We start from the raw sequence: 13,315 nt of genomic DNA, 5'->3' as shown, positions 1-13,315 counted from the left end.
GTGAGGAAGCCCACGTTCCACCCGAACACCCACGCGGGGCGTACGCCTCGCCGACCAACGCGCCCCAATGCGCCGCGCTGGGGCCGACGGCGGCCACATGACCAGGGCCGATGTGGCGCTTTGGGGGCCTGGGGTCACGTGCGCGGTGGGCGTTGGTATTGCGCGCGGCCGGCTCACGCCTGACCGCCCGTCCCCCACATCACCTCACCGCCCGCCCCCGCCCAACCCCCGCGCCGCCACCCCGCTCACCTGGTCGCCATACACCGCCGCGGCCACCAGCGCGGCAGCGTGCACGGCCAGCCCCGCCCGGCCGTTCCCGGCGACGACGGCAGCGCCCAGGGCCGCACCCAGGGCGTGAGCACCGGCGTCGCCGATCATCGCCCGCTCGCCGAGGTCGTCGGGCAGGACGGCCGCGGCGGCGCCCATGGCGGTGGCCGCGATCCCGGCGCCGGGCCCCTCACGGAGCAGCCCCGGCGCCCCGAGCGCGAGCACCGCACCGGCGGCCCTGCCCGGCTTTACGTCCACGAGGTTGACGAAGTGCGCGGCCCCGGCGATCACCACGCCCGCGAGCAGCCTGTCCACCGGCCGCTCCTTGAGGAACGCCCCCGCGACGAGCCCGGCGGCGGATATGCCGAACAACTTCACCGCACCGCTGGTGACTTCACCGTCCCGGAGGGCGGAGAGATGCGCCCGGAACCCCCGCCGAGGATCACCGGCCCCGGCGACATCGTCGTACGCCCCGCATACCCCGGCGACGGCCACCGCGACTCCGGCGGCCGGCCGCACCCGTCCCGTCCCCACCGCGGTCGCCAGGGCGGCGGCGGCACCGGCGTACAGCTCCACGGTCCGGCCCGCGTAGTTCTTCCGCTCCCAACGGCCCCGCCCGCCCGGGGCCTTGGCGCGCAGCGCGGTGACGGTGGCGCGGGTGAGGCCGGCGGAGAGGCCGAAGGCGGTGGTCCTCGGGGCTCGTTCGATCATGCGGCCACCCTACGAGCCACCACTGACAATCCCCGCCACAGCTGCCGCCCCCCGGCCGCGACCGACAAAACGGCCCACCGCAGTCGGCCCGGACCACCGCCGACAGCCCGGTCCGCCACACGCCCCATCCCGACAGCGCCGCCACGCGTCACACCCCGACAGCACCACCTCGCGGAGCAGTCCCCAACCGCCACCCTCACGGGCTCGGCCCGACAACCGCCACCCTCGCGGATCGGTCCACAGCACCGCCCGCCCACCCGGAGCCGCCCGCTAAACGTCCGCCCTAGCGGTCGCCAGCAGTTCCTCCGCATGGGCCCGAGCTGTCTCCGAGTCCTCCTGCCCGGCAAGCATCCGCGACAGCTCCCGGACCCGTTCCTCGCCCTCCAGGACCTTCACCCCGGACCGGGTGACCGACCCGTCGTTCGTCTTCTCGACGAGCAACTGCCGGTCGGCGAAGGCGGCCACCTGCGGAAGGTGGGTCACGACCACGACCTGCGCGGTCTTCGCCAGCCGTGCCAGCCGCCGCCCGATCTCGACCGCCGCCTTGCCGCCGACACCGGCGTCGACCTCGTCGAAGAGATACGTCGGCACGGGATCCGTCCCCGCGAACACGACCTCCACGGCGAGCATCACGCGCGAGAGCTCACCGCCGGACGCCCCCTTGGCGATGGGCCGCGGCGGTGCCCCCGGATGCGGAGCGAGCAGCAGCTCGACCTCGTCGGCACCGGCCGGCCCGTAAGCGACCGTACGCCCGCCGACCTCGACGCCCTCCGGGTCCTCGGTCTGCCGGATGTCGAAGGACACGCGCGCGTGCGGCATCGCGAGCGAGGCCAACTCGGCGGTCACGGCGGCGGCGAACCGCTCGGCGGCCTCCGTCCGCGCATCGGTGAGCGCCTGCGCCAGCCCGCCCAACTCGGTCCGCAGCGCGTCCCGCTCGGCGGTCAGCTCGTCGATCCGCTCGTCGTCGCTGTCCAGTTCGGTGAGCCGCGTGGCACTGCGCTCGGCCCAGGCCAGCACCGAGGCCACGTCCTCGCCGTACTTCCGCGTCAGCGCGCCGAGCGCGGCCCGCCGCTCCTCCACGGCCGACAGCCGCAGCGGATCGGCGTCCAGGTCGTCGGCGTACCCCGCCAGCTCCCCGGCGACATCGCCCAGCAGGATCCCGATCTCCCCGATCCGGTCGGCCAGCGCGGCCAGCGCCGGATCGTGCGACCGCACGGCGTCCAGGGCCCGCTGAGCGCCCGCGACGAGCGTGGCGGCGTCGATGCCCTCGGGGTCCTCGGGGTTACCGGCGAGGGCCGCGTGAGCGGCCGTGGCGGCGGACGACAGCGCCTCGGCGTGCCCGAGCCGCTCGGCCTCCTCGCCCAGCTCCACGTCCTCACCGGCGCGCGGCTCGACCCCGGCGATCTCGTCGAGCCCGTACCGCAGCATGTCGGCTTCCTGGGCCCGCTCACGCGCGCGCGTGACGATCTCCTCCAGCTCCACCGACACCGCACGCAGCCGCCGGTAGGCCTCGCCGTACTTGTCCAGCGGCCCGGCGACGGCGTCCCCCGCGTACCGGTCGAGCGCCTGCCGCTGCCGGGACAGCTTCAGCAGCCCCTGCTGGTCGGTCTGCCCGTGCACGGCCACGAGGTCGTCGGCGAGGTCGGCGAGCAGCCCCACGGGCACACTGCGCCCGCCCACATGCGCCCGCGACCGCCCCTCGGCGGAAACGGTACGGCTGATGAGCAACGCCCCGTCGTCGAGCTCGGCCCCGGCCTCCTCGGCGCGCACGACGGCCGAGGCGCCCGCGGGCACGGTGATCCGCCCCTCCACGACCGCCTTGCCGGCCCCGATCCGCACGAGCGCCGGGTCGGCACGCCCACCCAGCAACAGCCCGAGGCTGGTGACCACCATGGTCTTGCCCGCACCGGTCTCACCGGTGACGGCGGTGAACCCCGGCGACAGCTCGACGACCGCATCGTCGATGACTCCGAGCGACCGTATCCGCATCTCCTCCAACACGGACACGACCTTACGAGGTCGGGGGCGCGGAGTGCGACGGCCCCCGGTCCCATGATGTGAAGGTGCAGGTGACGAATGTGTATCGACATCACATTGTCACCCGGGCGAGTGTCACGCCCTTCAGGGGCGCGGGGCTGTATCGATGTGCGGCTCCGCCGCGTGGGCGCGACCAGCCACGAACCACCCGCAGCCGCCGTAAGTCCCCCACCACCCCCTACGAACCGCTAATGAGGCGCCCCTCGCCAACCGGAAACCGGCAACGCGAACTTCGCGACCAACCGATCCGTGAACGATGCATGATGCAGCCGAGCCAGCCGCACCGGCACAGCCCCCCGCCGCACCTCGACCCGCGCCCCAGGCGGCAGCTCAACGGTCCGCCGCCCGTCACACCACAACACACCCGGCGGAATGTGCGGCAGAACCTCCACGGCAAGCACAGAATCCGGCGACGTCACCAACGGCTTCGCGAACAACGCGTGCGCACTGATCGGCACCATCAACAACGCCTCGACCTCCGGCCACACCACAGGCCCACCTGCGGAGAAGGCATAAGCCGTGGACCCGGTCGGAGTCGAAAGGACGATCCCGTCACACCCGAACCCCGTGACCGGCCGCCCGTCGATCTCCAGCACGACCTCAAGCAGCTTCTCGGCCCCGGCCTTCTGCACGGCCGCCTCGTTCAGCGCCCAGTCGGTGTGCACGACATCGCCGTTCTGATGCACGACGACGTCGACGGTCATCCGCTCCTCGACCTCGTACGCCTTGGTGACGACCCGGTCGACAACCTTGTCGAGATCGTCCCGCTCGGCCTCCGCGAGGAACCCGACCCGGCCGAGGTTCACGCCCAGCATCGGCACCCCGGACGCCCGCGCGAACTCGGCGCCGCGCAGCAGCGTCCCGTCGCCGCCGAGCACGATGAGCAGCTCGCACCCGTCGAGGCACTGCGGAGTCGCCTCCCGGATCAGCTCCACCTCGTCCGGCAGCGGCAGATCCTGCGCCTCCGCCTCCAGCACCCGTACGCCGATCCCTGACCGCACCAGCCCCTTCACCACGAGTTCGGCGCTGCGGATGGCCGCGGGCCGCCCGGTGTGGGCGAGCAGAAAAACAGTACGAGCTCGGTTCTGCATCAAAGCGGCCCCTCCGCCACTGCACGGTCAACGTCGGCCGGGTCCAGAGCGGGCGCCCCGGCACGCAGCCACAGAAAGTACTCGACATTCCCCGAGGGTCCGGGCAACGGACTCGCCGTGACCCCGTTCACCCCGAGCCCGAGTTCCCCCGCCTTCTCGGCAACACCGCGCACGGCCTCCGCCCGCAGCTGCGGACTCCGTACGACTCCCCCACTGCCCAGCCGTTCCTTCCCCACCTCGAACTGCGGCTTGACCATCATCACCAGGTCGGCGTCCGGTTTCACGCACCGCACCAGGGCGGGCAGCACCAGGCCGAGCGGGATGAAGGACAGATCCCCCACGACAAGATCCACTGGCTCCCCATCGATCGCTTCGAGCGTCAACTCGCGTACGTTCGTACGGTCCTTGACGGTGACGCGTTCATCGCTTTGGAGAGTCCAGGCGAGTTGTCCGTATCCGACGTCGACGGCGACGACATGCGCGGCCCCCGACCGCAGCAGCACATCGGTGAAACCCCCGGTGGAGGCGCCGGCGTCCAGCGCCCGCCGCCCTTTCACCACGAGTCCCAGGGGCACGAACGCCGCCAGCGCGCCGGCGAGCTTGTGCCCGCCCCGCGAGACGTACTCAGGATCGCTGTCGTCGACCCGGACGACGATCGCCGCCGCCTTCTCCACCTGGGTGGCGGGCTTGGTCGCGACGGTCTTGCCGACGGTGACCCGCCCGGCCGCGATCAGCTGGCTGGCGTGCTCACGCGAGCGCGCGAGCTTCCGGCGGACCAGCTCCGCGTCCAGACGAAGACGTGCGACTCCTGCCACGTTCGGTTCAGCTCCTAGTGCCATACGAGGGTGAAGGCGCCCTCTGGTCATACGACGGTGAGGGCGCCGGGGGTCCCGGGCGGGCGTCGAGCGCGGTGAGCGCGTCGCGCAGCCCCCGGTGTACATCCTCGTACACCTCGATGTGCCCGTCCGTGGCGAGGTGGTCGGCATCACCCAGCCGCTCCAGCCGGGCGTCGACCTCCGCGTCGCCGGTGGGCGTGCGGGGGACGTTCAGCGGGGCGGGGGCGGCGGGGTCGTACTCGGGTTCGACCGCGAGCCCGGCCTCCGCGGCGGCCTTCTCCGCGGCGCCCTCCTCCTCGACGCCGTCCTCCGGCATCCCCGTCCCGGGGATCTCCGCCTCGGGGATCCCCGTATCCGGGATGTCCGTCTCCGGAACTGTGTCGCTCATGCCCAGACGCTACCCCGAACCGCTGGGGTACCGTCGATCGCGATGGCCACGATCGAGGAGTGCCGCGCCGCACTCGAAAAGCTCTCGGACAACATGCAGCGCGCCGAAGGGGACGCCCGCACGGCCGCGGCCCTGGACCGCTCGGTGAGCTGCCACATCACCGACCTGGACGTCACGTTCGTCGGCCGTATGGCGGACGGCCGGATCCACGTCCACGAGACACTCCAGGGCCCGCCCCGCGAGAAGGCCCAGATCAGACTGGGCATGACCGGCGACGACCTGATCGCCCTGGTCGACGGCGAGCTGCACTTCGCCAAGGCCTGGGGCTCGGGCCGGGTGAAGCTGCACGCGGGCGTCCGCGACCTGCTGCTGCTCAGGAAGCTTCTGTAGCCGCCACCTTCTTGACGTCGGCCTTGTCCCCGACCCGCGCCTTCCGCGCCGCCGGCACCACCAGCGGCGTCCCCGTCTCCGGGTCGTCGATCACCTGGCACCGCAGTCCGAAGACCTCCTCGACCAGCTCGGCCGTGACGATGTCGTTGGGCGCGCCCTCGGCGATGATCTCCCCGCCGCGCAGGGCGATGAGGTGCGTGGCGTAGCGGGCAGCGTGGTTGAGGTCGTGCAGCACGGCGACCAGCGTGCGCCCCTGCTCCTCGTGCAGCTCGGCGCACAGGTCGAGGACGTCGATCTGGTGCTGGATGTCGAGGTAGGTCGTCGGCTCGTCGAGCAGCAGCAGCGGTGTCTGCTGGGCGAGCGCCATGGCGATCCACACGCGCTGGCGCTGCCCACCCGAGAGTTCGTCGACATAGCGATCCGCGAGCTCGGCGACCCCGGTCTGCTCCATCGACTCCTGGACGACCCGCTCGTCCTCGGTCGACCACTGGCGCAGGATCCCCTGATGCGGGTACCGGCCACGGCCCACCAGGTCGGCGACGGTGATCCCGTCGGGCGCGATCGACGACTGCGGCAGCAGACCCAGCGTGCGGGCGACCTTCTTGGCCGGCATCGACTGGATGACCTGCCCGTCAAGGAGCACCCGGCCCTGGCTGGGCTTGAGCATCCGTGACAGCGCCCGCAGCAGCGTGGACTTGCCGCACGCGTTCGGGCCGACGATCACGGTGAAGGAGTTGTCGGGTATCTCGACCGACAGCTGCTCGGCGATGACCCGCTGGTCGTAGGCGAGGGTGACGTTGTCGGCGGACAGGCGGTTCACAGTGCTCCTTCGGTTGTTCAGCCCGTTGATCAGCCCGTTGTTCGGCCCGCTGCTGAGGCCCTCGCCGCCGCTCTTGCCGCGGCTCTCGCTGCGGCTCGTGCTACGGCTCTCGCTGCTGCGGGCGCTCATATCCGGCCCGCCCTGCGCTCGGTGACCAGCAGCCAGAGCAGGTACAGGCCGCCGAGCACACCCGTGACCACGCCCACGGGCATCTGGTCGGCGCCGAAGACCTGCTGGGAGACCCAGTCGGCGGTGACGAGGAGGGCGGCGCCCATGCACAGGGACGGCAGCAGGTTCGGCCCGGGCGAGCGGGTCAGGCGCCGGGCGAGCTGCGGGGCGGTGAGCGCCACGAAGCTGACCGGACCGGCGGCGGCGGTGGCGGCCGCGGTGAGCAGCACGGCGGACAGCATCAGCAGCAGCCGGACCCGCTCGACCCGCACCCCGAGGGCGTACGAGACGTCGTCGCCCATCTCCATCATCCGCAGGTCGCGCGCGCTGACGAGGACGAACGGCACGAGGACGGCGCACAGCCACAGCAGCGGCCAGACCTGGGCCCAGTCACGGCCGCTGAGGGAGCCGGTCATCCACACCAGCGCGCGGGCCGCGTCGACCAGGTCGGCCTTCGTCAGCAGATAGCCGTTGACCGCCGTCATGATCGCGGACATGCCGATTCCGACCAGCACCAGTCGATAACCGTGCACGCCTCGCTTCCAGGCGAGCAGATAGATGGCCAGCCCGGTCCCGAGTCCGCCCGCGAGCGCACCCACGGTGACCTGCCCGGACCCCCCGGAGAACACCACGATCACCACGAGCGCCCCGGCCGTGGCTCCCTGCCCGAGGCCCAGGATGTCGGGACTGCCGAGCGGGTTGCGGGACAGCGCCTGGAACAGCGCACCGCCGAGGCCGAGCGAGGCCCCGACCAAGAGCCCGACCAGGACCCGCGGCAGCCGCAGCTCGTTGACGATGAACTCCTGCCCGGCGTTGCCGTCGCCGACCAGCGTCCTGAGTACGTCGCCCGCCGGGATCGGGAAGTCGCCGGTGCCGATCAGCAGCACGCTCGCGGCGAGCGCGGCGACCAGCAGCAGGACGACGACGGTCAACGCCCGGACGTCCAGCCGGACCGAGAACCCGCCCGGTGTCCGCACGGCACGGGTGGCCCGGGTGGCACGGGTGTCCTTCGCCGCGGTCTTCACATCGCTCCCCGTCGCGTTCTTCACTGCGGTGCTCACAGCTGTGCCGTCCTCCGCCGTCGTACGAGAAAGATGAAGACCGGTCCGCCGAGGATCGCGGTGACGATGCCGACCTGGAGCTCGGAGGGCCGGGCCACGATCCGGCCGAGGACGTCGGCGCCGAGCAGCAGCACGGGCGACAGAACGGCCGCGTACGGCAGGATCCAGCGCAGGTCGGGCCCGGTGAAGGACCGCACGACGTGCGGCACCATCAGGCCCACGAACACGATCGGCCCGCAGGCCGCGGTCGCGGCGCCGCACAGCACGGTCGCGGCGAGCATCGACAGCACCCGGGTGCGGTTCAGATGGGCACCGAGGGCCCTGGCGGTGTCGTCGCCCATCTCCATGGCGTTCAGCGGCCGGGCGAGGGCGAGCGCGAGGACGGTGCCCGCGAGCAGGAACGGCAGCACCTGCGTGATGGTCTCGTCGTTCGCCGAGGACAGTGAACCGACCGTCCAGAAGCGCATCTTGTTGAGCGCCGCGTCGTCCGTGATCATCACGGCCTGGAGATAGCCGTAGAGCGCGGCGCTGATCGCCGTACCGGCGAGCGCCAGCCGCACCGGGGTGGCACCCCGGCTGCCGCCGAGGAACCAGACCATCGCCCCGACCGCGGCCGCACCGAGGAAGGCGAACCAGACATAGCCGCTCAGACTCGTGACGCCGAAGAAGGTGATGGCGGTGACGACGGCGGCGGACGCACCCGCGTTGATGCCGAGCAGACCGGGATCGGCGAGCGGATTACGGGTGAGCGCCTGCAGCACGGCCCCGGAGAGACCGAGGGCGGCGCCGGCCAGCAGCCCGAGGACGGTGCGCGAGATCCGGTCGTCGACCACGACGTCGCGGTAGGTCCCGGAGGACTCGAACAGGCCGTGCCAGACCTCCCCGACGGACAGCTGTTTCGCCCCGATCGCGATACTCGCCAACGCGACGACCACCAGGATCAGGACAGAGACGAGCAGCCCAACGGCACGTATCGCCCGTCGGGTTGGGGGCGCGGGCTCGGGCTCCGCGCGCTGTTCGGGAGGACTGTCGACCAACACGCAGTTAGGTTAGCCTACCCTCCCATTCAGCCACGATCCCGCTGCATGCCCATGCCCGGCTTCACTCCGCAGCCGTACGCCCCCTCGCAACCCCGGCCCCCTCACAACCCCAGCCGCGCCAGCGCCTTCCCCGCATCCAGCGCGCACGAGCCCTCCCCGGCCACGGTCCAGGCCGCCGCGCAGAGCGCCCGCAGCCCGTCCAAGCCCGCACCGTCACCATCGAGTTCCAGCCGCTCTGCCCCGGCGCTCGCCGTCCAGCCCCCGCACCGGAAGCCGGTCCCCTCCTGGACCACTTCCGGCTGCCCGGTGAGCAACCCCCGCAGATCGGCGTCGACATATGTCGGCCGGTGTTGCGGCGGCGCGGCCAGCAGCTGCGCGCCGTCGGTCACCCCGGTCAGGACGAGCAGCGAGTCGACGCCGCCGTTGAACGCGCCCTCGATGTCCGTGTCCAGCCGGTCCCCGATCACCAGCGGCCGCTCGGCGCCGGTCCGCAGGATCGTCTCCCGGTGCATGGGAGGCAACGGCTTGCCCGCCACCTGCGGCTCGGCGCCGGTGGCTATCCGTACGACCTCCACCGCCGCCCCGTTGCCCGGCCCGATGCCCCGCGCGCCCGGGATCGTCAGGTCGGTGTTCGACGCGAACCAGGGCACCCCGCGCGAGACGGCGTAACAGGCCTCCGCGAACCGCCCCCACGGCAGCTCGGGCCCGCCATACCCCTGCACGACCGCCGCGGGGTCGTCGTCCGCCGACTCGACCGGCTCAAGGCCGCGCTCCCGCAGCGCCACCCGCAGCCCCTCCCCGCCGATCACCAGCACGCGGGCGCCCTCCGGCACCTGCTCACTGATCAGCCGCGCGACCGCCTGCGCCGAGGTGATCACGTCGTCCGCGCCCGTGGGTATCCCGAGCGCGGTCAGATGCGCGCCCACGACGTCCGGAGTCCGCAGGGCGTTGTTCGTGACGTAGGCGAGATGCATCCCGCCCGCCCGGGCCTCGGCCAGCGACTCGACGGCATGCACGATCGCATTGCCGCCCGCGTACACCACACCGTCGAGGTCGAGCAGCGCCGTGTCGTACGCCTCGCTGAGGGCCTGGCCACTGCCCTCGGGCCTCGTCCTGACGCTCTGGCTCATTCCGCATCGCTCCTCGTTCGACGGCTTTCCCCCGATCATCCCCCATGCCACCGACACCCGTACGATGCCGGGATGAACACAGCAGGTCACCCGGAAGCAATGGAGCGCCGAGGCCTCGAACTCACCCCGTTCCGAGGCCTTCGTTACGACCCCGACCGGGTCGGCAGCCTGGCCGCGGTGACTTCACCGCCGTACGACGTCGTGGTCCGCCCCGACGGCCTGCTCCATCTTGAGTCGGCCGACCCGCACAACATCGTCCGCCTGATCCTCCCCCAGGCCGGCACCCCCAGCGCCCGCAACGAACAGGCGGCGCGGACCCTGCACCGCTGGCTGTCCGACGGCGTGCTGGCCGCCGACCCCGAGCCCGGCTTCTACGTCTACGAACAGCATGACGGCGACGGCATGCTACAGCGCGGGATCATCGGCGCCCTGCGCGTGACGGAGCCGTCGGAGGGCCTGGTCCTGCCGCACGAGGACGTCATGCCGCATGTGGTCGCCGACCGGGCGGCCCTGATGCGCGCCACGTCCGCGAACCTCGAACCCCTGCTCCTGACCTACCGAGGCAACGGCACGGCGGCCGACACGACCGCCGTCATCGAGCGCACGGTCGAAAGCCCACCGCTGCTGTCGACCACCACGGAGGACGGCTTCAGCCACCGCCTCTGGTCGATCACCGACCCCGCCGACCTCGCCGGCATCCGGTCCGACCTAACCCGCCACCAGGCCCTGATCGCCGACGGCCACCACCGCTGGGCGACGTACCGCCGTCTACGCGCGGAGCACTCCTCGCCCAGCCCCTGGGACTACGGCCTGGTCCTCCTGGTCGACACCGCCCGCTACCCCCTGCGCGTCCGCGCCATCCACCGCCTCCTGCACGGCCTGTCCGTGCCGGACGCCCTGGCGGCCCTAGACGGCCTGTTCCGCGTCCGCCGCCTCGAAGTCCCGCTGTCCGAGGCCCTGGAGGCGCTGGCCGACGCCGCGTGCGCGAGCAACTCCTACCTCCTCGCCGGAGACGGCGCCTTCCACCTCGTCGACCAACCGGACGCGGCCCTCCTCGCCCGCACGGTGCCCGCCGACCGCCCCGCCGCCTGGCGCACCCTGGACGCGACCGTCCTGCACGCCACGCTCCTCGCCCACGTCTGGCACATCCCCGAGGACGACCCCACCCGCATCGCCTACATCCACGACACCGCCGCCACCGTCACCAAGGCGGAACGCGACGGCGGTACGGCCGTCCTGATGCACCCCGTCCGCGAGGACGTCGTACGCGACCTGGCCCGCCAGGGCGTCACGATGCCACGTAAGTCGACGTCGTTCGGCCCGAAGCCGGCCTCGGGCCTGGTCCTGCGCGCACTGGACCTCTAGAAACGGTCCTTTGGTACGCCGAAGGGGCGGGCCCCGACCGGGATCCCGCCCCCTCACCTCATACGTGACTCACGTTGAGCAGCTCACTCCTTGTCGCCCTCATCGGGCTGCCCCTGAGCCTGCCCCTCGCTACCGCCGTCCTCGTCCTCGTCCTCGTTGAAGGCATCGACGAACTCGACACCGTCCATCTCGGCAAGCCGGTCGGAGGCGTCCGTGCTGCCGTCCTTGTCGGCCTCGACAGCCTTCGCGAACCACTCCCGCGCCTCACCCTGCCGCCCTGCGGCAAGCAGCGCGTCGGCATACGCGTACCGCAGCCGCGCGGTCCACGGCTGTACGGCGTTGGAGGCCAGCTCGGGGCTCTGCAGCGTCACGATGGCCGCGTCCAGCTGGCCCATGTCACGCCGGGCGCCGGCCGCGACGAGCCGCATCTCGACCTGCCCGGCCTTGTCCAGCTTGTGCACGTCGGGCGCCCCGGCCATGTCCAGCGCCTTCTCCGGCCGCCCGAGCCCACGCTCGCAGTCGGCCATGACGGGCCACAGATCGGTGTTCCCGGTCATCCGCCGAGCAGCCCGGAACTCGGCGAGAGCCTCGGCGTACTTCTGATTCGCGTACGCCGCGAACCCGGCCGCCTCGCGTACGGCAGCGACACGCGAAGCCAGCCGCAACGCCACCTTGGAGTAGCCGTAAGCCCCCTCGGGGTCCTCGTCGATGAGCCGCGCGACCATCACCAGGTTCTTGGCGACGTCCTCCGCGAGCCCCTTGGGCAGGCTCTGGAGCTCCTGCCGTACGTCCTTGTCGATCTCCTCGCCCGTGACGTCCTCGGGGATCGGCAGCCGCTTGATCGGCTCACGGTCCCGATCCCGCTCATCACGGAACCGGCCGCCACCACGCCGGTCGTCCCGACGGTCGTCACGCCCACGGAACCCTCCGGGACGCCCACCTCGATCGTCACGACGGGGCGCCCGGCCACCGCGGTCGTCCCGCCCCCGGAACCCACCGCGCTCACCCCGGCTGTCATCACGCCGGAAGCCACCACGGTCGCCGTCGCGTCGGTCATCACGCCGGTCGTCGCGACGGTCATCACGCCGCTCGTCCCGACGGAACCCACGGTCCCGGTCACCACGGTCACCCCGGTCGTCCCGACGGAACCCACGGTCCCGATCGCCACGGTCACCCCGGTCATCACGCCGGAAGCCACGATCCCGGTCCCGATCGTCACGCCGGAAGCCACCACGATCGCCGTCACGCCGGTCATCACGGCGGTCGTCACGGCGGTCGTCGCGGCGGTCATCACGGCGGTCATCACGGCGGTCGTCACGGCGGAAGCCGCGGTCCCGGTCATCGCCCCGACGGTCGTCGCGCCGGTCGTCACGGCGACCGTAGCCACCGCGCTGGTCATCACGCCGGAACCCACCACGGTCGTCGTCCCGACGCTCTCCGCGGTCGTCACGACGGTACGCGGGACGGTCGCCGTCCCTGCGGAACCCACGCTCGCGATCCCGATCGTCCCGACGTGGCCCACCGAACCGATCGTCCCGACGGACCCCAGGCCGAGACCCCCGGTCACCATCGCGGCGGTCATCGCGGCGGTCGTCTCGCCGGTCGTCGCGACGGTCATCGCGCCGGCCGCCGTAGCCACCACGGCTGTCGTCGCGACGGTAACGACCGCGGTCACCACGGTCGTTGTCACGACGATCGTTGTCGCGGCGGTCGTTGTCACGACGGAAGCCACCGCGATCCCCACCGCGATCTCCACCACGGTCCCCGCCGCGGTATCCGCCTCGATCGCCCCGGTCATTGCGGTCACCACTGTCCCGTCGCCGCTGGTCGCGCTCCGGTCGGTCGTCGGGAGAGTTGGTGGACATCGGTGACTCCTGTCTTCGGTACCGCAAGCATTGTAAAAACAAAAGGACCCCTGGTCCCAGCTGAACGCTGGGACCAGGGGTCCTCCAAAGATTGTTCGGCGGTGTCCTACTCTCCCACAGGGTCCCCCCTGCAGTACCATCGGCGC

General features: G+C 72.0%; 13 protein-coding genes. 2 read left to right on the top strand and 11 right to left on the bottom strand.

Annotated elements, in window-relative coordinates; translation table 11 throughout:
- Positions 1 to 204 precede the first annotated feature (204 nt).
- From ACFWYS_RS20765 to ACFWYS_RS20745, 5 genes are all read right to left on the bottom strand, one after another.
- The gene (locus tag ACFWYS_RS20765) at positions 205 to 978 is read right to left on the bottom strand and encodes a hypothetical protein (RefSeq protein WP_384770749.1); all 774 of its coding nucleotides are present in this window, start codon (positions 976 to 978) and stop codon (positions 205 to 207) included.
- A gap of 270 nt (positions 979 to 1,248) precedes the next feature.
- Positions 1,249 to 2,967 (bottom strand): DNA repair protein RecN, encoded by a 1,719-nt coding sequence (gene recN / locus ACFWYS_RS20760; protein WP_384771201.1) that lies wholly within the window; start codon positions 2,965 to 2,967, stop codon positions 1,249 to 1,251.
- Positions 2,968 to 3,203: 236 nt separating this feature from the next.
- Positions 3,204 to 4,109, bottom strand: a complete 906-nt coding sequence (locus tag ACFWYS_RS20755) for an NAD kinase (protein ID WP_384770747.1) — start codon at positions 4,107 to 4,109, stop codon at positions 3,204 to 3,206.
- Complete coding sequence (locus ACFWYS_RS20750) at positions 4,106 to 4,921, bottom strand: TlyA family RNA methyltransferase (RefSeq protein WP_384770744.1); 816 nt, start codon at positions 4,919 to 4,921, stop codon at positions 4,106 to 4,108. The genes ACFWYS_RS20755 and ACFWYS_RS20750 overlap by 4 nt, the downstream gene beginning before the upstream one ends.
- Before the next feature lie 7 nt (positions 4,922 to 4,928).
- Entirely contained in the window at positions 4,929 to 5,258 is a 330-nt protein-coding gene (locus ACFWYS_RS20745) for a hypothetical protein (protein ID WP_384771198.1), read from the bottom strand.
- A gap of 114 nt (positions 5,259 to 5,372) precedes the next feature.
- Between ACFWYS_RS20745 and ACFWYS_RS20740 the strand changes: the two genes are divergently transcribed.
- Entirely contained in the window at positions 5,373 to 5,720 is a 348-nt protein-coding gene (locus tag ACFWYS_RS20740; protein ID WP_384770740.1) for an SCP2 sterol-binding domain-containing protein, read from the top strand.
- On the opposite strand, the gene ACFWYS_RS20735 is transcribed toward ACFWYS_RS20740, so the two are convergent.
- The 4 genes from ACFWYS_RS20735 to ACFWYS_RS20720 form a co-directional block, all read right to left on the bottom strand.
- The gene (locus ACFWYS_RS20735) at positions 5,704 to 6,669 is read right to left on the bottom strand and encodes an ABC transporter ATP-binding protein (protein ID WP_384770737.1); all 966 of its coding nucleotides are present in this window, start codon (positions 6,667 to 6,669) and stop codon (positions 5,704 to 5,706) included. The genes ACFWYS_RS20740 and ACFWYS_RS20735 overlap by 17 nt on opposite strands.
- Complete coding sequence (locus tag ACFWYS_RS20730; protein WP_384771195.1) at positions 6,666 to 7,733, bottom strand: FecCD family ABC transporter permease; 1,068 nt, start codon at positions 7,731 to 7,733, stop codon at positions 6,666 to 6,668. Before ACFWYS_RS20730 ends, ACFWYS_RS20735 begins: the two co-directional genes overlap by 4 nt.
- A gap of 32 nt (positions 7,734 to 7,765) precedes the next feature.
- The gene (locus tag ACFWYS_RS20725) at positions 7,766 to 8,809 is read right to left on the bottom strand and encodes a FecCD family ABC transporter permease (RefSeq protein ID WP_384770734.1); all 1,044 of its coding nucleotides are present in this window, start codon (positions 8,807 to 8,809) and stop codon (positions 7,766 to 7,768) included.
- Between the two features lie 101 nt (positions 8,810 to 8,910).
- A complete protein-coding gene (locus tag ACFWYS_RS20720) occupies positions 8,911 to 9,939 on the bottom strand; it encodes an HAD hydrolase-like protein (protein ID WP_384770731.1) in 1,029 nt (342 codons plus the stop codon).
- Positions 9,940 to 10,011: 72 nt separating this feature from the next.
- Here ACFWYS_RS20720 and ACFWYS_RS20715 point away from each other — a divergent pair, with 72 nt between their 5' ends.
- A complete protein-coding gene (locus ACFWYS_RS20715) occupies positions 10,012 to 11,304 on the top strand; it encodes a DUF1015 domain-containing protein (protein WP_384770728.1) in 1,293 nt (430 codons plus the stop codon).
- An 83-nt stretch (positions 11,305 to 11,387) separates the two neighbouring features.
- Here the strand turns inward: ACFWYS_RS20715 and ACFWYS_RS20710 are convergent, their stop codons facing one another.
- Positions 11,388 to 12,137: a hypothetical protein gene (locus ACFWYS_RS20710; RefSeq protein WP_384771193.1), complete on the bottom strand. Its 750-nt coding sequence runs from the start codon at positions 12,135 to 12,137 to the stop codon at positions 11,388 to 11,390.
- The coding region (locus ACFWYS_RS20705) for a hypothetical protein (protein ID WP_384771221.1) at positions 12,029 to 13,315 on the bottom strand (1,287 nt) is incomplete at its 5' end. The genes ACFWYS_RS20705 and ACFWYS_RS20710, both read right to left, overlap by 109 nt.

It is taken from the genome of Streptomyces sp. NPDC059010, from assembly GCF_042740355.1.
In the GTDB taxonomy this organism is placed as follows: Bacteria; Actinomycetota; Actinomycetes; order Streptomycetales; family Streptomycetaceae; genus Streptomyces.
This window is presented reverse-complemented; position numbering and strand designations above follow the sequence as displayed.

Excerpts from the sequence above, each read along its gene's own strand:
- ACFWYS_RS20765 (WP_384770749.1), bottom strand. The coding sequence starts at position 978 with ATGATCGAACGAGCCCCGAGGACCACCGCCTTCGGCCTCTCCGCCGGC.
- ACFWYS_RS20740 (WP_384770740.1), top strand. The coding sequence starts at position 5,373 with ATGGCCACGATCGAGGAGTGCCGCGCCGCACTCGAAAAGCTCTCGGAC.
- ACFWYS_RS20735 (WP_384770737.1), bottom strand. The coding sequence starts at position 6,669 with ATGAGCGCCCGCAGCAGCGAGAGCCGTAGCACGAGCCGCAGCGAGAGC.
- recN (WP_384771201.1), bottom strand. The coding sequence starts at position 2,967 with ATGCGGATACGGTCGCTCGGAGTCATCGACGATGCGGTCGTCGAGCTG.
- ACFWYS_RS20715 (WP_384770728.1), top strand. The coding sequence starts at position 10,012 with ATGAACACAGCAGGTCACCCGGAAGCAATGGAGCGCCGAGGCCTCGAA.
- ACFWYS_RS20745 (WP_384771198.1), bottom strand. The coding sequence starts at position 5,258 with ATGCCGGAGGACGGCGTCGAGGAGGAGGGCGCCGCGGAGAAGGCCGCC.
- ACFWYS_RS20720 (WP_384770731.1), bottom strand. The coding sequence starts at position 9,939 with ATGAGCCAGAGCGTCAGGACGAGGCCCGAGGGCAGTGGCCAGGCCCTC.